Source organism: bacterium (genome assembly GCA_035528375.1).
Classification (GTDB): Bacteria; RBG-13-66-14; RBG-13-66-14; order RBG-13-66-14; family RBG-13-66-14; genus RBG-13-66-14.
Genome location: DATKYS010000021.1, coordinates 1 through 22608, shown reverse-complemented (window position 1 = coordinate 22608; position 22608 = coordinate 1). Strand labels below are relative to the sequence as shown.

General features: G+C 66.8%; 15 protein-coding genes and 1 pseudogene. 7 read left to right on the top strand and 9 right to left on the bottom strand.

Annotation, left to right across the window (positions count from 1 at the left end; all coding sequences use genetic code 11):
* Nucleotides 1–358: 358 nt before the first annotated feature.
* From selD to VM054_01320, 3 genes and pseudogenes are all read right to left on the bottom strand, one after another.
* A complete protein-coding gene (gene selD / locus VM054_01330; protein ID HUT97699.1) occupies nt 359–1339 on the bottom strand; it encodes a selenide, water dikinase SelD in 981 nt (326 codons plus the stop codon).
* A 277-nt stretch (nt 1340–1616) separates the two neighbouring features.
* Nucleotides 1617–2552: pseudogene (locus VM054_01325) on the bottom strand (PQQ-binding-like beta-propeller repeat protein).
* A gap of 15 nt (nt 2553–2567) precedes the next feature.
* Nucleotides 2568–2696: a hypothetical protein gene (locus VM054_01320; protein ID HUT97698.1), complete on the bottom strand. Its 129-nt coding sequence runs from the start codon at nt 2694–2696 to the stop codon at nt 2568–2570.
* A gap of 384 nt (nt 2697–3080) precedes the next feature.
* On the opposite strand from VM054_01320, the gene VM054_01315 reads away from it, so the two are divergent.
* Nucleotides 3081–4229 carry a PQQ-binding-like beta-propeller repeat protein gene (locus tag VM054_01315; protein ID HUT97697.1) on the top strand — a complete coding sequence of 383 codons (1149 nt, stop codon included), beginning with the start codon at nt 3081–3083 and terminating at the stop codon, nt 4227–4229.
* A 402-nt stretch (nt 4230–4631) separates the two neighbouring features.
* On the opposite strand, the gene VM054_01310 is transcribed toward VM054_01315, so the two are convergent.
* Nucleotides 4632–5465: a sigma-70 family RNA polymerase sigma factor gene (locus VM054_01310; GenBank protein HUT97696.1), complete on the bottom strand. Its 834-nt coding sequence runs from the start codon at nt 5463–5465 to the stop codon at nt 4632–4634.
* A gap of 330 nt (nt 5466–5795) precedes the next feature.
* Between VM054_01310 and VM054_01305 the strand changes: the two genes are divergently transcribed.
* Nucleotides 5796–6497 (top strand): hypothetical protein, encoded by a 702-nt coding sequence (locus VM054_01305; protein HUT97695.1) that lies wholly within the window; start codon nt 5796–5798, stop codon nt 6495–6497.
* Between the two features lie 263 nt (nt 6498–6760).
* Here the strand turns inward: VM054_01305 and VM054_01300 are convergent, their stop codons facing one another.
* Together VM054_01300 and VM054_01295 are read right to left on the bottom strand one after the other, a co-directional pair.
* Nucleotides 6761–8500, bottom strand: coding sequence for a response regulator (locus VM054_01300; GenBank protein ID HUT97694.1), 1740 nt, complete (start codon nt 8498–8500; stop codon nt 6761–6763).
* A gap of 74 nt (nt 8501–8574) precedes the next feature.
* Nucleotides 8575–9420 (bottom strand): deoxyribonuclease IV, encoded by an 846-nt coding sequence (locus VM054_01295; protein HUT97693.1) that lies wholly within the window; start codon nt 9418–9420, stop codon nt 8575–8577.
* Between the two features lie 157 nt (nt 9421–9577).
* Between VM054_01295 and VM054_01290 the strand changes: the two genes are divergently transcribed.
* The 3 genes from VM054_01290 to VM054_01280 all read left to right on the top strand — a co-directional run bounded on the left by VM054_01290 (nt 9578) and on the right by VM054_01280 (nt 13663).
* On the top strand, nt 9578–11074 hold the full coding sequence (locus VM054_01290) for a hypothetical protein (protein ID HUT97692.1): 1497 nt from the start codon (nt 9578–9580) through the stop codon (nt 11072–11074).
* Nucleotides 11075–11136: 62 nt separating this feature from the next.
* A complete protein-coding gene (locus VM054_01285; protein HUT97691.1) occupies nt 11137–12438 on the top strand; it encodes a hypothetical protein in 1302 nt (433 codons plus the stop codon).
* Nucleotides 12439–12988: 550 nt separating this feature from the next.
* Entirely contained in the window at nt 12989–13663 is a 675-nt protein-coding gene (locus VM054_01280; GenBank protein ID HUT97690.1) for a glycosyltransferase family 2 protein, read from the top strand.
* A 422-nt stretch (nt 13664–14085) separates the two neighbouring features.
* Here the strand turns inward: VM054_01280 and VM054_01275 are convergent, their stop codons facing one another.
* From VM054_01275 to VM054_01265, 3 genes are all read right to left on the bottom strand, one after another.
* Complete coding sequence (locus tag VM054_01275) at nt 14086–15309, bottom strand: tyrosine-type recombinase/integrase (protein HUT97689.1); 1224 nt, start codon at nt 15307–15309, stop codon at nt 14086–14088.
* A gap of 439 nt (nt 15310–15748) precedes the next feature.
* Nucleotides 15749–16762, bottom strand: a complete 1014-nt coding sequence (locus VM054_01270; protein HUT97688.1) for a DUF1385 domain-containing protein — start codon at nt 16760–16762, stop codon at nt 15749–15751.
* 551 nt (nt 16763–17313) lie between these two features.
* Nucleotides 17314–18501 carry an aminotransferase class I/II-fold pyridoxal phosphate-dependent enzyme gene (locus VM054_01265; protein HUT97687.1) on the bottom strand — a complete coding sequence of 396 codons (1188 nt, stop codon included), beginning with the start codon at nt 18499–18501 and terminating at the stop codon, nt 17314–17316.
* A gap of 701 nt (nt 18502–19202) precedes the next feature.
* On the opposite strand from VM054_01265, the gene VM054_01260 reads away from it, so the two are divergent.
* Together VM054_01260 and VM054_01255 are read left to right on the top strand one after the other, a co-directional pair.
* On the top strand, nt 19203–20708 hold the full coding sequence (locus tag VM054_01260) for an Ig-like domain-containing protein (GenBank protein HUT97686.1): 1506 nt from the start codon (nt 19203–19205) through the stop codon (nt 20706–20708).
* Nucleotides 20709–21062: 354 nt separating this feature from the next.
* Nucleotides 21063–22022, top strand: coding sequence for a hypothetical protein (locus VM054_01255; GenBank protein ID HUT97685.1), 960 nt, complete (start codon nt 21063–21065; stop codon nt 22020–22022).
* Nucleotides 22023–22608 lie beyond the last annotated feature (586 nt).

Below are 22608 nucleotides of genomic sequence, written 5' to 3'. Positions count from 1 at the left end.
GACGAGATGGAGGGGATGGCCGGCGAGGACGCGCTTCTGTTCCTGCTCTACTTCTCGAAGATTTTCGACTAGGCGCCGCCCACTCTCAGCAAAAAAAGGACGGCCCCGCGGCCGCCTTTTGATAAACGCGAAAGCTCACCTCTTCGGTGGGTCGGGTGAACCACTTTTCACAGTTCCAACCGTAATCTTCCCCCCGTTTGGTCCCTTGACCACAGTTTTAATAGTAACTTTCGGATCTTCGTTCATTTTTACCTCCACACCTTCCCTACCACCGTTACTTACTGTACAACGCCCGGCCAATAGTTCACTTATCGCTACGGCGTCCGCGGAATAATCCCCCCTTCGAGGCCTCGGAAGATTACTTCAGGTACATCCCCCTTCCGCGGGTGACCTCTCCGATGCGCCAGAGTGTCTCGCCGGCGGCGGCGAAGGCCCGCTCGTAGTCCGGCCACTTGGGCGCGGCGTCGAAGAACAGGAGCCCGCCCGAGGTCTGGGGGTCGTGGGCCAGGTGCACCAGCCGCTCGGGCGCCCCCTCCCGGACCGTCACCTCGTCGGCGTAGGCCTCCAGGTTCTTGAAGAGCCCGCCGGGCTTGAGCCGCTCGTCCATGGCGACCAGTACCTCGGGGGAGATGAGGGGCAGGGCGTCGAGGGAGATTTCCAGCCGGACCTGGGAATTCCGGGCCACCTCGAGGGCGTGGCCCGTCAGGCCGAAGCCGGTGACGTCGGTGACGGCGCGGGGCCCGAACTGCCGCATGATTTCCGCCGAGTAGCGGTTCAGCCGGGAGGCGACGGCTACCAGCCGCGCGAGGCCCTCGGGGGAGAGGTCGTCCGCCTTCTGCGCCGTGGCCAGAATCCCCGACCCCAGGGGCTTGGTGAGCGCGATAAAGTCGCCCGGCTCCGCGCCCGTGTTCTGCCAGAGCTCCTCCTCGCGGCAGATGGCGAACACCGCCAGGCCGTACTTGAACTCCACGTCGGTAACCGTATGGCCGCCCAGGAGCAAGGCCCCGGCCTCGTTCATCTTCTCCTGCCCGCCCTGGAGCACCTCGATCAGATACTCCAGCGGGAAGTCCCGGTCGGGGTAGCAGGCGATATTGAGCGCCCCCATGGGCTCGGCGCCCATGGCGTAGATGTCGGAGAGGGCGTTGGCGGCGGCGATGCGGCCGTAGTCCGCCGGGTCGTCCACCACCGGAGTGAAGAAATCCGTGGTGGCCAGGAGCACCCGGCCGTCGCCAAGCCGCACCGCGCCGGCGTCGTCGGCGTGGTGGATGGGCGAGAGCAGCCGCCTGTCGCTGACGGGGGGCAGGGCGTCCAGCACCTGCCGCAGGGCCGCGGGGCCCAGCTTACCCGCTCACCCCGAGCAGCGGACGCTCGCCGTCAGCCGCTTGAGCTCTTTGCGCTGATCACGGTCGTCGGGCATTGACCTCCTCACGGTCCGTGCAAGAATATGAAATCCGGCCCCGACAGTCAACCGGAGTAAAAACGGCGGGGACTAAAGTCCCCGCCCTACATTTCGAGCAGCGTAATACCCCGTAGGGGCGACCGTCCACGGTCGCCCGCGGGCGGGTGTGGACACCCGCCCCTACGCCATCGCACCGCGCCTGTCACGGGCCGTATTCCTACTCCTCCTCGATGGGGTCCAGGCGGTACATGACCCCGTCGTCCGCGCCGACGAAGATCATGTCGCCGTAATTCGCGGGGGATGCCTGAATCGGGGAATCGCTCACGTCCATCCGCCAGTCCTCCTCCCCGTCGTCCACCTGGAACAGCCGGCCGTCGTGGTTGCCGAAGACGACGGCATAGACCGGGCCGTAGCCGTCGGGCGCGCCGGTGACCGCCGCCCCGGAGTCGAACTCCGACAAAAGGGTGCCGTCCAGGTCCACGCACACCACGAGGCCGTCGTCCGTGCCGACGAAGACCGCGTCCGCCCCGTACCTCGGGCACGCCGCGCCCCGGATGGCCGAGCCCGCGTCGTAGCGCCAGTTCAGCGCGCCGTCCTCGGGATCGAGGGAGTAGAGGAAACCGTCCTGGGAGCCGACGATTATCTGCTCCATGAGCTTGAGCATCGGGGCGGTCACAGACCCGCCGGTGGCATAGCTCCAGACGTCCGCGCCGGTGTCCGCGTCCAGGGCGTACACGTACCCGTCGTCGCAGCCGAAGTAGACCCGCTCGGCGTCCACGTAGGGGTCGGACTCCACCCCGGCGGGGACCTGGGCCGTCCACACCACGTCGCCGTCGCCCGTCGTGATGCAGAAGACGTCCCCGGCGGTGTCGGCGAAGTAGAGCAGGGAGGCGCTGCTGAAGTAGGGCGTCGTCCGCACCGGGTCGCCCGCGTCGTAGGACCACCTCGCCACGCCGGTCCAGGTGTCCACGCAGAACACGCGCCCGGAGTCGGAGCCGAAGTAGATGTAACTGACGAGGAAGTTCTCCACGTCGGAGCGGACCGGGCCCCCGGTGGGGAAGGCCCACACGCGGCTCCCGTCGTCCTCGTCCAGGCAGTACACCGTCCCGTCGTCGGAGCCGAAGAAGATGTAGCCCCCGATGCGCACCGGCGTGGTGCGGACCGCCCCCTAGGTCTGGTACGTCCAGACGACCTCGAGGGGGTCCGGGGTCTGGCCGTCCGGTTCCGTGCCGCCGTCGCAGCCCGCCAGGAGGATTACCACAAGCGCCGCATAGATGAAAGTTTTACGGTAATACATAATGACCACCGCCCGCGCTACAGGCACTGAAAACACATCTACACCAAAGGCACTTCCCTGATCTATATTCATTATACACCCCCCGGTGTTGAGTTCAATAAAATATATTAAAGCGCCCACGGGTGTGTGGGTGGTCAGTAAAGCCCGGAGCAGGTTTGAAGGCGGCCGCGGCTCCCTCTCCCTCTCAGGGAGAGGGTTGGGGTGAGGGTCGGGGTATATTACGGAAACGGCGGCCCGCGGAGGGACCGCCCTACATCATCGCAGGGGACAGGTCGCAGGCCGGGGGCGCTGGTCGGACGCCGGCCGGACGCCGCCCCGGCTTGACAAACCGCGACCCCGGGTGCTTAACTCGGACTCGCGCCCTCAAAATGAAAGTTGGTTCTGATGCGCCCGACGGCGGTCATCTTCCTGCTCGTTTCAGCCCTGATGCTCTGTTTCGGCCTCCTCTTCTGCACAACCCCCGCCGACGGGGACGGTGACGGAGATGGCGATGGTGACGGAGACGGGGACGGAGACAACCCGCGCCTGGTCTGGACCTATGCCACCGGCGGGTCCGTGGTCGCCCGGCCGGTGGTGTACGAGGGGAGCGTCTTCGTGGGCAGTCGGGACGGCAACCTCTACTGTCTCGCCGCCGAGGACGGCGCGGAGGTCTGGCGCTTCACCGCCGACGGCCCCATTTTGGAGAGAGCCTCCGTGGAGTACGACCCGGGCGAGGATGTGCTGGTTTTCTTCAACAGCCACACCGACGACGGCCGGGAGTCCTCGAAGACCCTCTTCGCCCTGGACGCCGCCGATGGGACCGAGGAGTGGCACAAAAACCTCTCGGGCGTCCTGACCACCGGCCCCAACTGGCTCGGCAACGTCGTCGCCGACGGCCACTACGCCCCCTCCGACACCGACGACCTCTACTGCCTCCGCAGCGCCGACGGCTCGGTGGTCTGGCGCTACCATTCCGGCGCGTTCATGACCAGCACCGCCGGGAGCCGGTACATCTACCTGGCCGAGTTCAACGGGGGGAACTTCGTCACCTGCCTGGACGCCGTTGACGGCTCGGTCGTCTGGCAATCGCCGGCGACGAACTACATCCACCGCAGACCGGAAGAGCACGGCGACTTCGTTTACACCGCCGACGGCTACGGCGTCCTGGCCGCCCGGAACGCCGAGGACGGCGCCGTGGCCTGGGAGTATGCCTCGGGGGCGAACTTCCCCACGGAGCCCGTGAGCGACGGGACCTACGTGGTCTTCGCCGCGGACGACACGGTTTACTGCCTGGACGCGGCCTCGGGGGCCGAGGTGTGGGTCCGGACCTACGACGGGGCGGAGATTTCCGGCGTGGCGATTGACGATGGAAACGTCTTCTTCGGTGAGGGGAACACGGTGACCTGCCTGACGCTGGCCGACGCGTCGGTGATCTGGGAGCAGAGCGTGCCGGGGATAGTGGAGGACGGCGTCCCCGCCGTGGCCGACGGCTTCGTGTACATCGGCGATTTCGCGGGGCACGTGTACTGCCTGCGTGCCGACCCCGACGAGTAGGGCGGGGAATCCTTTCCCCGCCGCGGGCGACCGTGGACGGTCGCCCCTACGGGTTATCGCCGTGAATGGATGTAGGGGCGGGTGTCCACACCCGCCCGTTTAATCATCAACCCTATTGCGCCGAAATGTAGGGCGGGGTTTCCTAACCCCGCCGCTTTCGCCTCGTACCACCCCACCCCCCTCCCTAGCCCGTAAGCGCGCTTCCCCCCAGAGGGGGGAGGGGACAGGCGGCGACCCTCACCCTAGTCTGTGCCTGCGATGACGTATGGGCGGGTGTCTAAACCCGCCCGCGGGCGACCTAAACGGCGCGCCGTCGGTCGGCCTCTACGAGCTTGACGCGCGATTCAAACCTTCCACCCCAAAAAAGGGCCCCGAGGGGCCCCTTTCAAGGAAATTTTAGGCTCAGTTCAAGAGGTTGACCAGCTCCGAGTGCTGCTTGCGGAGCTTGCGCAGCGCCGTGAGCTCCACCTGGCGGATGGTCTCCGTGGAGTAGCCGAGCTGATCGCCGGTGTCGGCCAGGGAGTGCCGCTCGCCGTCCACGAAGCCGTAGCGGATGAGGAGGACGCGGCGCTCGCGCTCGGTCAGATCGCCCAGGGCCTTCTTGAGCGAGTTCTTCAACAGGTACTCGTGCCAGAGGTCCTCGGGGGCCTGGAGCTCGTCGTCGGAGAGGGTCTCCATCATGGGGTTGGTGTAGTTGCCGTAGGTCCCGTCGAGGGAGAGGGCGCCGGAGGCCAGGTTCATCAGCTCCTCGACCCGCTTCCGGGGCATGCGGGCCTTGGCGGCGATGGCGATGGAGTCGGGCTCATCGCCGTTCTCGGACTGGAGCTCCTCCTTGGCGCGCAGGATGCGCTTTATCTGCCGGTCCTTGTCGAAGGGGATGCGCACGGTGCGGCGCTTGTTCACGATGGCCCGCTCGACGGCCTGACGGATCCACCAGGTGGCGTAGGTGGAAAAGCAGGTGCCCAGGGAGGGGTTGAACCCCTCGGCGGCGCGGATCAGGCCGATGTTGCCCTCCTGGATCAGGTCCTGCATGGGAAGTCCGCGGTCGCAGTAGCGCTTCGCGATGGAGATGACGAGGCGCAGGTTGTTGCGGATTATCTCGTCCCGTGTGCTTTCGCCCCTCTCCTCGGTCTCGTCAATGAGGTCCACGAGCTCCTGCCGATTGAGCACCCGGTGCTTCCCGGCCTGCTCGAGGTAGGCCCGTAGGCTGGAATCCTCTGTGTCGGCGTATCTCATGCTTCGGGGTTCCTCCCAATGTGGCTCTAAGCCGTTGGGTTTATTAAAGCAACTACCGTGCCACCGGGTCGCCGGGCGGGTGGGAGTTCCACAACTCGTTGATTATCAGGCGGTATCGGTCAAGAACACCGCGAAGTGCCCCCCGGAACGACCCCGAATCGTGCAGTTTTGTGCACTGTGTCAACGGTCACATCTGTATACGGAAGTACACTAACGCGGGGTTGCCGCAAATCGCCGCCCGAGCTATAATGTCTGCGACGGCCGTTGCTTTTATACGCCGGCGAGGGGTGAACGTTCCCCCCGGCACCGCCCGACGAGAACGGGGAGGAGATGAAAAGAAGCTCTTTACTCCGGCTGCTGCCCGTCCTTTTGCTCGTGGCCTGCGACACGGGCACCGAACCCGAGGGCGTGCTCTTCTCCGACGACTTCTCCGGCCACGGCGACGGCAGCTTCCCCGACGGCTGGACGCAGTTCGACATGCTCCTGCGCGGAGATTCGCCGCGCGGGCTCTGGTACGTGCAGGACGAGGAGCTCGTGGAGGCCAACGACACCTGGGGAGGCTACAACGACCCCGACGTGTACTACCAGGAGGGGACGGTCCTGTTGGCCGGCGACGAGAACTGGGGGGATTACCGCCTCACCGTGGACGTCACCCCGGCGGTCACCGGTGGGCTGGCGGTGTACTGCCGGACCAAGGTCATCGAGAACAAGCGGCTGGAGTACTACCGGGTCTTCATCACCGACGACGGGGCCTACGGCGGGCCCTTCTGGCGGCTGGACCACCGCGGCGGCGGCGAGTACACCGTCCTGGCGCGCAACCCGAACTTGGGGTACATCCCCGGGGAAACCTTCCGCGTCATCATCGAGGTCACGGGCAACATCGTCCGCGTCTTCGCCGGCAACCTGAACGACCTGGTGCTGGAGTGGGACGGCGGCGATAGCTACAGCTTCTGCCACCAGGGGCGGATCGCGCTGATGGCCTTCCGCAACCCCGGCATCGCCTTCGACAACGTCCTGGTCGAGGAGCTGTAGGCGGCCCGCCGGGGAGGGTATCCATACCCTTCTTTTTGCACCGTTCTCCCGGCCCGTGTGATCCACACGCTGCGATGATGTAGGGGCGGACCTTTAGGTCCGCCCGTTTTGCCGATACACCGTAAATACGGGCGACCGTGGACGGTCGCCCCTACGCGATGTTGTGCGGTTCGTGACGTAGGGCGGGGATTTGCCAGGGGCATAGCTCGCTTCGCTCGGTTCCCATCCCCGCCGCTTTCACGCCTCGACCCGCACCCCGACCGTCACCTGCCCTTTAAAACCTCCAGAATCTTGTCCCGGACCACCCTCGGCTCGAAGGGCTTGAAGAGGACGGTCTTGAGCCCGTCACCGCGCGCCTTCAACAGCGAATGGGTCGGGTCGTAGCCGAAGCCGGTCATCAGAATCACCTCGGTCCCGGGGCAGCGATCCTTTATCTCCGAGTAAACCTCGTAGCCGGTCTTCTTGGGCATCATGATGTCGGTGACGACCACGTCCCAGGGCGGTCCCTGGGTGGCCTTGCGCACCACCTCCTCGCCGTCCACGGCGGTCTCCACGGCGAAGCCCTCCTTGGTGAGGTACTCGGCCAGGAGCAAGCGGATGGTGGGCTCGTCGTCGGCGATCAGGACGCGGTAGCGCCGGGGGAGGACGCAGACATCCCCCGCGGCGTAGGCCTTCTCCACGTCGCCGGTGAAGTCCACCATGGCGACCTCGCCGTCCACCTCGGTGACGCGGTAGCCGGTGCCGTGGGCCAGCTCGGTGAAGCGGGCGGTGATGCCGCTGATGCGCCGGGCCTCCCGGAGCGCGATGGCGAGCTTCTCCCGCAACAGCCCCAGGTCCGGTTTCTTGGACGAAAGGGACCGCTCGGCCAGGGAGCAGGCGGAGATGATGCTCTCCAGGGGGTTGTTCACCTCGTGGGCCACGCCGACGGCGGCCTCGGCCAGGGTCTTCTGCTTCTCGGCGACGATGAGCCGGGCCTCCAACAGGAGGTACTCGCGCAGGTCCTTGGAAATCCCCACGGTGCCGATGAACCGGCCGTCGGAGTCGTAGAGGACGTTGGCGGAGAGGAGGATGGGAATCTCCTCGCCGGACTTGGCCCGGGCGTTGGTCTGGAAGTCGGCGATGGAGCCCTGTTCGCGCAGGACGCGCGTGATGTGGTCGCGGTCCTTCGCCTTGGCGTAGAGCTCGCCGGCGTGGCGCCCGAAAATCTCCGCGGTCGTGTAGCCCAGAATCTCCTCGGCGGCGTGGTTGAAGAGGACGAGGCGGCCGTGGGAATCGGTGGCGACGATGATGTCGGCGGAGTTCCCGATGAGGTTCTGCAGGTAGCGGCTGGCGGAGGCCAGTTCCGTCTGGAGCCGGTCGGCGGCGATGAGCCCGGCGGCCATGTTGGCGAAGAGCTCCAGGACCTTGAGGGAGTCCCGGGTGGGGCGCCGGCCGTCGAAGGGATCGTCCACCGAGAGTGTGCCGACCAGCCGCCCCCGGGGTCCACGCAGCGGGACGAAGAGGAGGTCCCTGGGGTGCCAGTTTACGTACTCCCCCTCGGGGAGGCTGCCCGCGATGCCGACGTCGCGCCCGAACAGCCTCTCCGACTCCGGGAAGGGGATGAAGTAGGACGCCCCGATGCGGAACCGCTCGTCGAAAATTTTTCGCCGCTCCCCTGGGGAGAGCGGCTTCGTGTTTTCCAGCGCCAGGGCCTCGTCCCCGATGAGTCCGGCGTGGCCGTAGCCCAGCACGCACAACTCGTCGTCCAACAGGGTGATCACCGCCCGGCGGTAGGTGCGGATGTCTATGATCACCTGACAGATGAGGTGCAGCCGGGCGGAGAGGTCCTCGGTGGTCTGTAGCTGTGCGCTGGCCCGCAGAAGCGTCCTCAACCGGGCCGCGGACTGCCGGTAGTCCTCGATCCGGCGGCGCAGACGGCCCAGCGTCTCCAGCACCGTCCGCCGCAGCGGACCCGCGTCGGTCAGAACCTGATCCAGCTTCTCCCGCAGTTCCTCGTAACGCAAAGCGGCTCCCGAGTCACCCGCCGGCGGTGCGCCGCCTTTTTTAAGTGTAGCACCGACCGGGAAATCCGGCAACCCTACGGGGCCAGGCCCCGCAGTTGACCGATGAGCTCCCGACAGTGCGCCTCGTCCCGGCCCGTCTTCTCCAGAATCATGGCCACGCGCTCCACGCGCGGGTCCCGGACCAGCGCCCGGAACGGCTCCAGACCGATTTTCCCCTCCCCCAGGTACGCGTGGCGGTCGGTGCGCGAGCCGAGCTCCTTCGATGAATCGTTGAGGTGAAAGCAGCCCAGCCGGTCCAGGCCCACGACGCGGTCGAATGCGTCCAGCACCGAAGCGACCTTCTCCGGTGTCGAGAGGTCGTAGCCGGCGCCCCACAGGTGGGCCGTGTCCAGGCAGACGCCCGCCGCCGGCCCCTTTTCGTCCAGGCCGCCCAGGAGGAAGGCCAGCTCCTCGAAGGTCGTCCCCAGGCAGGTCCCCGAGCCCTCGGAGTCTTCCAACAGGAGCGTCGGCGCGCCGGGGGGGTTCTTTTCCATCACCCGCGCGAGCCCGGCGACGATTTTTTTCAATCCCGTTTCGGGCCCGGTCCCCAGGTGCTTGCCCGGGTGAAGGACCAGGTAGTCGGCGCCGACGGCAGTGGCCTTGGCGAACTCCGCCGCCAGCGCCGCGAGGCTTTTGGTAAAAACGTCGGCCTTGGGGCCGCCGAGGTTGATGAGGTACCCGGTGTGGACCACGACGGGGCCCTGCCCCAGCTCCACCCTCCGCTCGCGGAACCGGGCGATTTTGGCCGGGTCCCACTCCGAGTAGCTCCAGCTCGAGGGCGAATCCACGAAAATCTGGTACGCGTCCGCCCCCACCCGGCGGGCGAGCTCGGGCACCGCGTCTATCCCCTTCCCCACCGAGAGGTGCATCCCGAAGCGCATGGCCTCCCTTCGACCGAGAGAGCGGTCATTTTAGCCCAAAACGCCCCGGAGGTCATCCGTCGTTTTGGGGGTCCCCCTGCCGCCTTCGGTCGGTTATACTTGGGGCGGATACACACCGCAAAACCTCCGGTCCGCGACCGGAAAACCGGGATTTACCATGTACCTCTGTCGGAAGTGCGGCGCCGAGTTCATAGACCCCCTGGGCGGACGCTGCCCGGCGTGCGGCGTCCGGGTGAAGCCGAGCTGGAAGGAGGAGCGGGCGGGCGAGGCCAGCATGCCCCCCGGGAGGTCGGAGGTCGAGCCTGCGGTTGAACCCGCGGCCGAATCCACGGTCGAGTTCAGCCTGGAGACCGGGGAGACCCCGGAGCCGGAACCGACGGTCATCTTTAAAAGGCTCTTCCGCTCGGCGGAGGCGGAGCAGCCGGTGGACCAATTTCCCGATGCGGGTGTCTACGGCCCTCCCCGGGATTACGGCGGCACGGCCGCGCCGTCAACGCCGAGCCCCCGCCGCGTCGTGACGGGCGTCCTCCTGCTGTCGGTCATCATCATGGCCCTTCTGGGCGTGTTGGCGGTGGTCTTCTTCCTCCTGTCGGGCGACTGCGACCTGGAGGAGGCGGTCAGTGGGCTCGCCGGAGGCGAGAAGAAGGCGGCGGGCGAGTCGGAGTCGCTCTGGCGCGACCGGGCGGCGGAGATGCGCGAGGCGGGGTACGAGCCGGTGGCCGGGCTCCCGCCGGACCTCTGGCCCGCGGCCGACCTGACCCTCTGGTTCGTCGGGGACGACGCCATAATCTACTACGAGGCGGTGAAGGACAAGGAGCTCAGGGTTCTGCCGCTGCCCGAGGGCGTGAGCGACCTCGGCGATATTCACCCGACGCCCGACGGAACCGGCATCGCCGCCGTCCTGCGCACACGGGACGGCCTGGGCGTGTACCGGCTCACCACGGGCGGTGGGGCGGAGCTGCTCCTGGACGGCGAGGCGCTCTTCGAGCGGCTGATGAAGGCGCACTCCGGCGAGGAGGGGTACGTCCGCGAGCTGAGCCGGGCCCGGTCGTCGGGCGAGCTCCTGCGCCAGCCGCGGCTCGACGAGGCGGCCGAGACCCTCTACGTGGCCGCCGGCCCCCCCGGCGACTACGAAATCTGGACGGCCGACCTGGAAACCGGGGCCGTCGAGCCCTTCGAGTCCTACAACACCAACCTCATCCCCTGCGTCGCCGCGGACGGCGTACTCTACTACCAGCACAACTCGGCGGGGCCCGGCGAACCGGCCCTCGTGTACGCCGAGGACCAGGCCACCGGGGACTACGAGTTCATCATGACTGCGGGCAACGAGGGGGGGATGATTTCCTTCGACCTCGGGGAGGACGGGACCTTCGCCTACCTCGGCGTGGATTATCAGGACACGCCGGTGGCTTTCTACCAGCGGCCCGGGGAGGCCTTCAGCGAAAACTTCAAAGTGCCGGGGGACGCGCCGGAGAGCGTGGCGGTGGGCCCCGGCGGGGTCGTCGTCGTCGCCGGAGCCTACGAGGGCCGGGACAACGTCATTTTCTTCAACCTGGACGACCTCGAGGGGGAGGACATGCCGCAGATTCGGTACTGGACGGGCATTTCCGACATCCGATCGGCCTGCCTCGGTCCGCCGCTGGCGGCGCCCTAGGTCAACCCCGACCCCCGCGGGACGGCAAACCGCGCATCCCCTAACCCACCCCCGGGAGGAGCATGGCTTCCGCACCCAACCTGGAAGACCTCGTCCGGCGCGACTACGCGAGCCTCGTGGAGGAGGAGCGGCTGGACACGGAGCAAGGCGTGGCCGAGCTGATTCTGGCCCAGTCCATCGAGGGCCACGCCCACACCGGCGCCGGGGCGTTCCACAAGCGCCGCTACCCCGACCTCGTCACCCACCGCATCGTGGAGCTGTTGGGCTGGAACGTGAGCGACTGCCGCCGGGCCCGCCAGTCCCTGATTGACGAAATCACCGACTGGGTGGAGGCCGCCGTCGGGGGGAACCCGAGAAAGAGGCTGGTGGACGCGGCCGGCCATCCCCTCCTGCGGGTGCCCTGGCTCGCCGGGATCGAGGTGGAGCCGCGCGAGGTGCTGCGGGGGATGTATATCGGCGGGCTGCGCGACGACGAGGCGGTGCGGGCCCGCGCCGAGAAGGCCCACGGCGTGGTAATCGGCGGCGGCAGGTGCTTCGTCGTGGACACCCGCGTGATGAAGGAAATGGGCGAGGACCCGGACCGGCTGGCCCACGAGGCCCACGACGAGGCCCGGCTCGACGAGTTCCGCCGGGCGGGGATGATAGCCGACGCGGGGAAAATCACCGTCGCCGACGTGGACGACGGCCCCTACGAGTACGACTACATCCGCTACCGCGTGGGACCGGGGCACTCCGACGACGCGTCCATCATCGGGGCGGGGCTTCTTTACGGCACGAGCACGGCCCTGGGCGCCTGGCTGGCCGATGCCGTGGACACCCTGGAGAAATTCTCCTCGCGCTTTTCCGACCAGGACGACGAGCTGGCGATGACGGTGGGCGAGCGGGTCCCCGAGGCGAAGGTGCCCGAGGCGGACCTTCTGCTCTACGTCGTCCTCTGCGCCATCGCCCCGGGGAAGGAGGAGAAGGTGCCCGACTCGAGCACCCGCCACCTCCTGTCCGTCTACCCCAAGACGGAAAAAAGCCTCCTGCGCGCCCACCTGGATTTTCTCGAGGGCCTGCGCGGTCCGACCCAGCCGATGAGCCACGGCCGGACCACCACCCACGATTTCTACGCCTACCTGGTCCGGCGGCTGTCGGAGCTCCAGCGCAAGCCGTCCGTCCTCCCCCGGCGCGAGGCGGAGGGGCTCATGTCCACGGGGTTCGCCGTGGTGGGTCCCGAAGCCGGGCTGGCGGAGATGGCGGCGCTCTTCGCCGATCCCGAGGTGGAGCTCCTGGTGGTCTGCGGGAAGGACGGCGCGCCGAGGGGCGTCGTCCGGGCGGCGGACGTGCTGCGCCTCGTCGGCGGCTCCGGGCCGGCGGGGTGATTGACCCGAGCGATTCGGAATGAGCTCCAGCGGGCCCGCGGGCCCGTTTTTCATTGACGTGACCGGGCCGGGGTGAGGGCTTCCATATTAAAAAAACGGGCGGGTGTGGACACCCGCCCCTACGGCTAAGGTGTGAATCGCGCGTCAACCTCGTAGGGGCCGACCTTCAGGTCGGCCCGCGGGCGGGTCTAAAGACCCGCCCCTACGTCATCGCATTTCGCGGCGGCCCGCGGGGGGGCCGCCCTGCATCATCGCAAACAGGGTGAGGGCTACCTTAGAAATAAACGGGCGGGTGTGGACACTCGCCCCTACGGCTAAGGTGTGAATCGCGCGTCAACCTCGTAGGGGCCGACCTTCAGGTCGGCCCGCGATTTCCCTCTCCCCGTGGGAGAGGGGCAGGGGTGAGGGCTGCCTTAGAAAAAAACGGGCGGGTGTGGACACCCGCCCCTACGTCATCGCAACCGGCGAGGTACGGGCCGTTGTGGGGAGCCGTCCGGCTCCCCCTTTAAATGCTATACTCGGAACGCTGCCGAATCCCGAGAGCCAGCCAATGACCAAAATCCTCGCCGTCATCCCGGCCTACAACGAGGCGCCGCGCATCGCCCCGGTGATAGAGGGTATCCTCGCGCACCTGCCCGAGGTGCTGGTGGTGGACGACGCCTCCACCGACGACACGGCGGAAGAGGCCGCCGACGCCGGGGCCCTGGTGCTGAATCTCCCCCCGCCCAACCACGGCAAGGGGCACGCCTTACGCCAGGGGTTCCGCTACGCCCTGGCCGAGGGGTACGACGTCGTGGTCACCCTGGACGCCGACGGCCAGCACCAGCCGGAGCTGATACCGGCATTTTTACAAAAGCTCGCCGCCGGGGCGGACCTGGCCTACGGCGACCGCCTGACCGATCTGGGAAAGATGCCCGCCGCGCGCATCTTCTCCAACCGCGTAACCACCCGCCTGGTAGGTTTCCTCGCCGGTGCGAGAATCGAAGATTCCCAGTGCGGGATGCGGGCGATACGCCGCTGGGTTCTGGAAGCGGCGGTAACCAGTGCGGACCGCTTCGCCGCAGAGAGCGAGCAGCTCGTCCGCGCCGCCCGCGCCGGGGCCAAGCTCGCGCCGGTGACCATCCCCACCCTGTACCTGAAGGATTCCGACAGCAAGATGCGCGTGGTCGCCGACACCCTGCGCTTCGTCGGCGTGTGGTTCCGCCTCCTGGGCGAGCTGTGGTAGCCGGCGTAGCACGCTGGACCGCTGTTCCGCGGGGAGAGGTCGGCGTAGTTCGTGAACCCGTATCCGCGAGCGGTCCCATTTAAACGGATATAGGGCACTGGTGGTTGATAGGCCGGTGCGCGACGTAGGGGCCGACATGCGATCGGCCCGCGGGCGGGTGTGGACACCCGCCCCTACGTCATTGCAAACAGCAAGGCGCGGGTCGGGGTGAGGGTTGGCGCAGCCCCCCTCTCCCTGTGGGAGAGGGGCAGGGGTGAGGGCTTCCTTATAAACGTGGCAGGGAAGGGATTCCCCGTCCTACATTTGTTCAAAAAATGACGAGCGGGTGGAGACACCCGCCCCTACGTCCCACCGTCAATCCGTCCCGTAGGGGCGACCGTCCACGGTCGCCCGCTCGTACAGCCGACCGTGGGCGAGGGGATTTACAGCAGCCGCTGCTGCAACCGCGCCCTGGGGTGCGCCCGGTCGTAAACGTCCCGCCACCGCTCAACCGCCACCCGCGCGTAAACCGCCGTCGTGTCCAGGCTCGCGTGCCCCAGCATCTCCTGGATGAGCCGCAGGTCCACCCCCGCTTCGAGTAAATGGGTGGCGAAGCTGTGCCGCAGGACGTGGGGCGAGACGGCGCGCCCGATGTCCGCCCGCACGGCGTACCGCTTGACCAGCCGGTCCACGGAGCGGTCGGTGAGCGGCCCGCCGCGGCGGTTCAGAAAAAGCTGCTCGGACTTTGGGGCGAGCGCCTCCCGCAGCTTTATGTAATCTGAAATCGCCGCCGCCGCCGTCTCACCGCAGGGGACGATCCGCTCCTTCTTCCCCTTCCCCCGCACGGTGACCAGCCCCCGGCCGAAGTCGAAGTCCCCCGCCATCACGCCCGCCGCCTCCGACACGCGCAGGCCCGCGCCGTACAGCAGCTCCAAGAGCGCCACATCCCGCGCCCGCAGCGCGCACCCCTTTTCGTAACCGGCGAGCGCCGGCCCTATGTCCCGCTCGTACAGCGGACCGCCGTTGCCGTTGAGAAAGAGCCGGGCCGATTGCGGATCGAGGGTTTCGCGCAGCTTCACGTACCCCGCCAGCGCCAGGCGGACCGGTTCCGGCAGCCGCAGCTCCCGGCAGATTTCCGAGTCAATCACGCCGTAGCCCGCGTCCACCTCTTCAACCTTCAACTTCGCCAAAACCGCCGGGGTGAGCTCCAGCTTTTCGCGCATGAGCCCCAAAACCCGGTCGCGCTCCTCCAGCGGCAGCGGACCCCGCGGGGCCTCCACCAGCCGCGTCGCCTCCTCCACCGTGAGTACGCCGGGAAGCGGCCGGAGCAGCCCCTTCCCCCGGGGGAGGGACTTCGCCGGGTTGCCGCCCAAAAAGCCCCGCTTGACCAGCCAGCTCCCGAAGGAGCCCAGCGCAGACCGCCGCCGGGCCAGCGTGGCGTCCGAGTCGCCCACCTGCCGCCGCTGTGACATGTAAATCCGCAGCTCCAGCGCCACGAACCGGCCCAGGGTCACCGGCGCGCCGAAGGCGGAGAGGTTTTTCAGGAAAGCTTCCAGCTCGCCCCGGTACGCGCGCAGGGTGTGCGGGGAAAAGCCCCGCAGGACCGCGAGCTCGGCGAGGTATTCCTCCATGAAATCTGAAAGCGGCCGGTCGTCCATCGGGGCCATTGTAATACGCCGGGCCGACCGCCGCCAGACGGCCCTTGACGGACCGGCGGACGGTTGTGAATTTGTATTGAGGCGGGTGTCCGGACCCGTTCGCGAGGTCAGCGGCCGCCGTGCGCCGAAATGTAAGGCGGGGATTTTAACCGAGCGAAGCGAGCTATGCCCCCGGCAAATCCCCTCCGCGGCGGCCCGCAGGGGATGCATCCCACGGGGCCGCCCTACATCGCGCCTATTGCGATGACGTAGGGGCGGGTGTCCACACCCGCCCGTTTGGTTATCCACCACTGTTTGCCAAAATGTACGGCGGGGATTTTAATCCCCTCCGCTTGCCCTCACCCCGTTTGCGATGATGTAGGGGCCGACCGACGGCGCGCCGTTTAGGTCGGCCCGCGGGCGACCGTGGACGGTCGCCCCTACGAGGACGGAAAAAACTCACACCGTTTCAGGCCGCGATGGGCCGCTTTTCGTCCGGGTCCTCGAAGGCGCCCTCGGACTCCACCACGGCCTTGAAGGCGGCGATGGCGCACTCCAGGTGGCGCTCCCCGGGCTCGACGGTGGTGAGCAACTGCGTGGCCAGCCCCGGGGCGACGAAGATGCGCATGATTTTCGACTCGGGGTGCCGGCCGGCCAGACGGATCCACTCGTAGGCCACCCCGGCCACGAGCGGGATGAGGGCGATGCGGATGAGCGCCGCGTAGATGAAGTAGATGCCCTGGAGCGCCGGGATGGCGAAGACGGCGGAGTGGACCAGCACAAGGGCGATGAGCATGAAGACGAGGAAGCCGGTGCCGCAGCGGGGGTGCAGGCGGCTCTTGGTGGAGACGTTGGCGATGGTGAGCTCCTCGCCGGCCTCGAAGGCCGCGATGGTCTTGTGCTCGGCGCCGTGGTAGCGGAAGAGGTCCCGGACGTCTTTCATGGCGCGGATTCCGACCAGATAGATGAGGAACACGAGGACTCGCAGGCCGCCCTCGATGAGGTTGAACCAGATGCCGCCCTCGGGTCCGACGGCCGGCCAGAGGGCGAGGATGCCCCGGGCGGCCCACAGGGGCCCCAGGATGAAGAGCGCCACGCCGATTACCAGGCTGGGCAGGAGCAGGAACGCCGCGCGCTTGCCCGAGATGAGCCCCGGCTTCTCGTCTATGCCCTCGATGGACCGCCCTTCCTCGGCGGCCTTCTTCTTCTGCTCCTCCTTCTCGGCGAAGTCGGCCGAGGCGGTGAGCGCCTTGGTGCCCAGGACGGCGGAGTCCAGGAGCATGGAGGTCCCGCGGAAGAGGGGCCACTTGAAGATTTTCCAGCGGAAGAAGCTGGGGAGGGGGAGCTCGGTGAGCTCCAGGCGCTCGTCGTAGGGGCTCTTGAGGGCCATGAAGCACTTCTTGCGGCCGCGCATCATCACGCCGCCCACGACGGCCTGACCGCCGACCAGCTTCCTCTTGGGCTTTTTTTCCTTGTCGGGCATGGGTTTTCAGACCTATCCACATAAATCCGGTCGGAAATAACGTTTCGGACGAAACGGCAATCTCGACCGGATTATAGTACAAATCCCGGGAACTCTCCACCGGAGTCCCGGCTTCGGTTGAAGAACGTCCGGCGACCCGCCGGCGGGAATGGAATCAGCCTGCCGGTCCGGCGGAGCGAACAGGCCCGGCGTATCGAAAAAGCTGCCGAACGGGGGAGAGAAAACCTGCCTCAACTTACTGCTGAAGTCTGCCAAAGCTGCCCCGGGGCCGAATTTGACAGCTTCCCGGCCTCTCGCGCGGGCGGCTCGTTCTAAAGGTCGTTCAAAGTACCGCCACACCCCGGCCTCTCGCGCGGGTAGCTTTTTCGCCACCCGGGCTCCAATCCGGATCGGGAACGTCGTCCACGGCCCGGGATGAATAGCGGGTCGAACCACCCGCATCCGGTCATGCCTCGGATTGCGCGCCGCCCCCGCAACGAACCGTCCCCTCGACCCGCCCACGACGCTACATTCGCGTGGAGCCCCATCGGCGTCCCGCCGACCCGCTCCGGTCAGATTACGCCCAGCGCCTTCCCCGCCTTGCCGACGGCGGCGATGGCCCGGTCTATCTGCTCGTCGGAGTGGGCCGCGGTGAGGCTGATCCGTATCAGGGCGCCCCCGGGCGGCACCGCCGGGCTGATCACCGGGTTGACGAAGACGCCGTCATCCTGGAGGAGCCTGGTCATCTTGAAGGCGGTCAGGTCATCGCCGACCACCACGGGGATGACCGGTGTCTCGGAGCCGTAGGTGTCGAATCCGAAGGCGTCGAGGGCGCCCTTCATCCGCCGGGTGTTGTGCCAGAGCTTGTCTATAAGCTCGGGTTGCTCGAGCATGATGCGCAGGGCCTCGAGGGCCGCCGCCGCCGCCGAGGCCGGTATGCTCGCCGAGAAGATGAGCGCGCGGCTCACGTGCTGGATGTAGTCGAGCACATTTTCATCCCCGGCCACGAACCCGCCGATGGAGCCCAGCGTCTTGGAGAAGGTGCCCATGATCAGATCCACCCGGTCGGCTAGGCCGAAGTGGACGGTGCAGCCCTCGCCGCGGGGGCCCATCACGCCGATGGCGTGCGCCTCGTCCACCATCACCGCCGCGCCGTACTTCTCCGCCAGCTCCACTATCTGGGGCAGCGGGGCGATGTGCCCCTCCATGCTGAAGATGCCGTCCACCACCACCAGCTTGCCCTTCACCGGCGGAATCCAGAACAGCCGCTCCTCGAGGTGCTTCATGTCCATGTGGCGGAACTTGAGTATCTTGCCAAAAGCCAGGCGGGAGCCCTCCACGATGGAGGCGTGGTCCAGGCTGTCTATGACCACGAACTCGCCCCGTCCGACCAGGGAGGATATGACGCCCAGGTTGGTCAGAAAGCCGGTGGAGAAGACGAGGGCCCGCGGCTTTTTCACCAGCTTGGCCAGCTCGTCCTCAAGCTCGAGGTGGATGTCCAGGGTGCCGTTCAAAAACCGGGAACCGGCGCAGGATGTGCCGTATTTGTCCATGGCCCGCTTGGCCGCCTCTATCACCCGCGGGTGTTGGTTGAGCCCCAGGTAGGAGTTGGAGCCCAGCATCAGCACTTTCTTGCCGTTCATCACCGACTCGGGACCGACGGAGGAGAGGGGGCGGAAGTAGGGATAAACCCCCGACGCGCGGGCCTCGTTGGCCCGGGTGAACAGGCTGCACTTTTTTAGAATGGCCTTTTCGGGCATCGTCGCTCCGTGGGTGCGTAATCGTATCCCGCGTATCTTAGCACAAACGGAAAGGGCCGGTCGAAGGGGGAACCGCCGCTCCGAGGAGCCGTACCGCCCCGCCGCTGCACCCCCCTCCCCGGCCAGTGCCCAGTAATCTGCGATGATGTAGGGGCGACCCTCTGCGGTCGGCCTCGGGCCGACCTGAAGGTCGGCCCCTACGAGGTTATTGTGCGATTGTAAATTTAGGGCGGGGAAATGAGCGAAGCGAGCTATGCGAAGCAAATCCTTTCCCCGCCGTTTATTTAGGACGAATTGGGGGTCATTGATTTTCGCTGCTTTTACCCTCACCCCGGCCCGTCGGCGCGCCGCTCCCTAAAAGGGAGATGGGGACGCTGCACCCCCCTCCCTAGCCCTCCCCCCAAAGGGGGAAGGGGACCGCTGCACGCCTCACAACGATTTGCGGTGGCGTAGGGGCGGGGCTCCGTCCCCGCCCGCGGGCGACCGCAGAGGACTCGTCCTACGGGTCGCCCCTACGGATTGGATTCGCCATTAATGTTCGTAGGGCGGGGAGTCCTTTCCCCGCCGCGGGCTACCGATTTCCCGTCCGGCTTTTTAAAAAAATGCAAAAAAAGACCGCGTTCTTGACGGGGACGATATTTGAGTATATTATTTGCTTCGCTTAGCGCTATCACATTGGTAAAAAACGTGAAGGAGAGGACATGAAAAAGTGCATCCTCCTCTTGTTGTTCGCCGTGGCGGCGGTTTTCGCCGCGAACGCCCTGCATGCGCCCGCCGAGGAGCCGCCTGAGGCCTTCGTCATCACGCCGGGCTTCGAGGACAACGTGGCCGGCTCGGGCGCCGGCTATTACTTCTTCGACACCACCGAGCCCTCGGACCCCATCTTCCGCTACTGGTGGTTCCACCAGTGGGGTTCCCAGGGCTGGGCCGACAACGACGCCTACTGGACCACGACCATCCCCTTCGACGTCCGCTTCTGCGGCGTGGACTACCCCGCCGGCTCGCCCCTCTACGTGGGCTCCAACGGCATGGTGGGCTTCACCGAGGCGGGGATGGATGAGCCGATCAACCAGGAGCTGCCCGATTCCGCAGCACCCAACGCCATCATCGCCGGCTGGTGGGACGACCTGGACGGCAGCTCGGGCGGCAACATCTGGCTGGACTTAGACTCGCACGATGGGGTTCAGGCCCTGGCCATCACCTACCAGCCCCAGTATTTCGCGGATTCCGCCCCGTCGGACCCCATCAAGTTTCAGATTCAGATTTACGAGCAGGAGTACCCGGGCACGAACAACCGGATCGAGGTGCAGTACTTCGACGTCATCGGCGATTCCTGGCGGGACTCCGGCGCCAGCGCCACCATCGGCCTGGAGAACCAGGGCGGCACCGAGGCCGCCCTGTACTCCTTCGAGCAGGCGGTCCTCTCCGACGTCTTCGGCATCCGCTTCGTGGACCAGCTCCTCTACGACAGCCGGATCGGCCCCTTCGACCTTCTGGCGCCCCCCGACGGCACGGAAATCACCATCGGCGACCGGGTGACCTTCCGCTGGGGGGAGCCGGCCTACGAGGGCGAAGGCGATCTGACCTACTACATGCTCTTCGCCGACAACCCCGAGCTCACCGACCCCTACGAGCTCAACGTGGGCTCCAGCACCCACAAGGATATCGTCTTCGGCACCATCGGCCTGGACCCGGGAATTTGGTACTGGAGCGTGCGCTGCGAGGAGTCCCTGTTGGGAAACACCCGCATGGCCGACAGCGTCAGGTCCTTCACCCTCATCGAGGAGCTGGACTCCACTCCGCCCCAGGTATCGGGCCAGTCCCCGCCGCACGGGCAGACCGAAGTGCCGTCGGACGTCAACATATCCTTCCACGCGACCGACGACATGTCCGGGGTGGACACCTCCACCATCGTCTTCACCTGCCATGACTCCTCGCCGTCCGCGGGCGGTGCGGTCCTCCGCGCCGGCGGTTCAAACACCCTGATCTCCGGAACGCTCACCATCAACGACGCCGACCCCCTGGACGTCATCTGCACCTTCGACCCGGACCAACTGCTGCCGCCCGACACCATCACCTGTACCGTGTCTGCCGGGCTCGCGGACACGGCCGGCAACGCCACCGACCGGAACATCATCTGGTCCTTCAAGGTGCACGGCGCCGGGGTCGAGAATACGACCTGGGGCGCCCTCAAGGCCCAGTTCTAGGTGCGCGCGTAAATGTAGGGCGGGGACTTTAGTCCCCGCCGTTTTTTAAGGCAGCCCTCACCCCCGGTTGCGATGACGTAGGGGCGGGTCTTTAGACCCGCCCGCGGGCCGACCTGAAGGTCGGCCCCTACGAGGTTGACGACCGATATGTAACGTAGGGCGGGGTTTCCTAACCCCGCCGCTCTCGCATCAACCCCTCACCCCCGCCCGTGCCTTGCAGGCCTCCCACGGGGATAGACATGCCCATCCCACGGGTCGCCGCCCGACTCACCGACCGGTTTTGACCTTTTTCCCCCGCTGGGCTAAAATCGGTGGATAGGTTGCCTGAGTTCCACTCAAAAAAGTGAGGAAAAAATGCGCAAGCTCTTGTACATGCTCCTGGCCGCCCTCTTCGTCCTGCCGCTCTTCATCCTCGGCTGCGAAGGGAAGGGCGCCGGGGAGGGAGAAGCGGGAGATGATACGACCGCCGAGGTCACTCCCGGCGACGGGGATCAGGTTACCGCCGCGGCCGTCGCAGGCCCCCACCTCGCCGCCTTCTACGATACGGTCGCCCAGTTGGGCTTCCTCTACCACCTGGATTCGAAGGGCCAGCTCCACTTCCTGAACTTCGACTCGGGCGAGTGGGACGCCGACGGCGAGCCCTGCCCCGGCAAAGGCCCCTTCGATCTGGCCGCCTTCCACGACCCCGACTCCGACACCTGGGGCGTGTTGGCGGTGGACGGCGAGGGCGCACTCTGGCACTCCACCAAGGGCTGGGACCGCGTGGCGGAGCCCGTCGGCACCAAGGGCCAGTACGCCCTGGCCGCCTTCTACGACACCACCTACGGCGAGCCCGTCATCTCCACCATGGCCCCCGACGGCAAGCTCTACGTGTTCAACGGCGAGGCCTGGGACCTGGTCCACGAGAACGTCTGCCCCGGCAAGGGCCCCTTCGATCTGACCGTCTTCTACGACAAGACGAGCGACCTCTACTGGACCTCGGTCGTGGACAGCGCCGGCAAGGCCTACGACTTCATCGCGGGTGAATGGGCGGACTCGGGCATGCCTATCGCCGCCAAGGGCCCCTTCCGCATCACCGGCTTCCACGACGTCGCCGCCGACGCCTACCTCTTCTACGTCATTGACGGCGCGGGCAACCTCTACGTGTGGGAGGGCGATGACTGGACGGACGTGGGGGCGAAGGTTCCGGGCAAGGCGCCCTTCGATCTCGACGCCTTCTACGATCCCGACGCCGACGCCTACTACGTCATGTCCATAGATTCCGCGGGCAAGGTGTACCAGTTCACCGGTGATGAATGGACGCTGCAGTACTAGCGGCCGTTCCGTGTTTCAGGGGGACCGGCGCGAGTCGGTCCTCCGTTTTATCGCCGTTATCGTCATAACGCGCGCGCCTGAATGTAGGGCGGGGATGTGTTTTCCCTCTCCCCTCTGGGGAGCGGCGCGCCGTCGGTCGGCCCCTACGTTGGGCAATCGTGGAAATGGGAAACCGTGGACGGTCGCCCCTACGGATGATTCGCCGCATATCGCCGTAGGGGCGGGTGTCCACACCCGCCCGTCGGTTTATCCCGCGTCACGCGCCTGAATGTAGGGCGGGGATTTTAACCGAGCGAAGCAAGCTATGCCCCCGGCAAATCCCCGCCGCTTTGCCCCCCTCCCCCTCCCGTAGGCGAGCCTCCCCCCAAAGGGGTGAGGGGGTTTATGGCAGCCCTCACCCCGACCCGTGCCTCAGCGATGACGTAGGGGCGGGTCTCTGTGCCCGCCCGCGGGCCGACCTGAACGGCGCGCCGTCGGGTTGAGGTGAGGAGCCCGCCCCCCTCCCTAGCCCTCCCCCCAAAGGGGGGAGGGGTCGTGCGGCTGCCCTCGCTCGGGTTCTACTTTGACGCTCCCCCCTTCCGGCCCC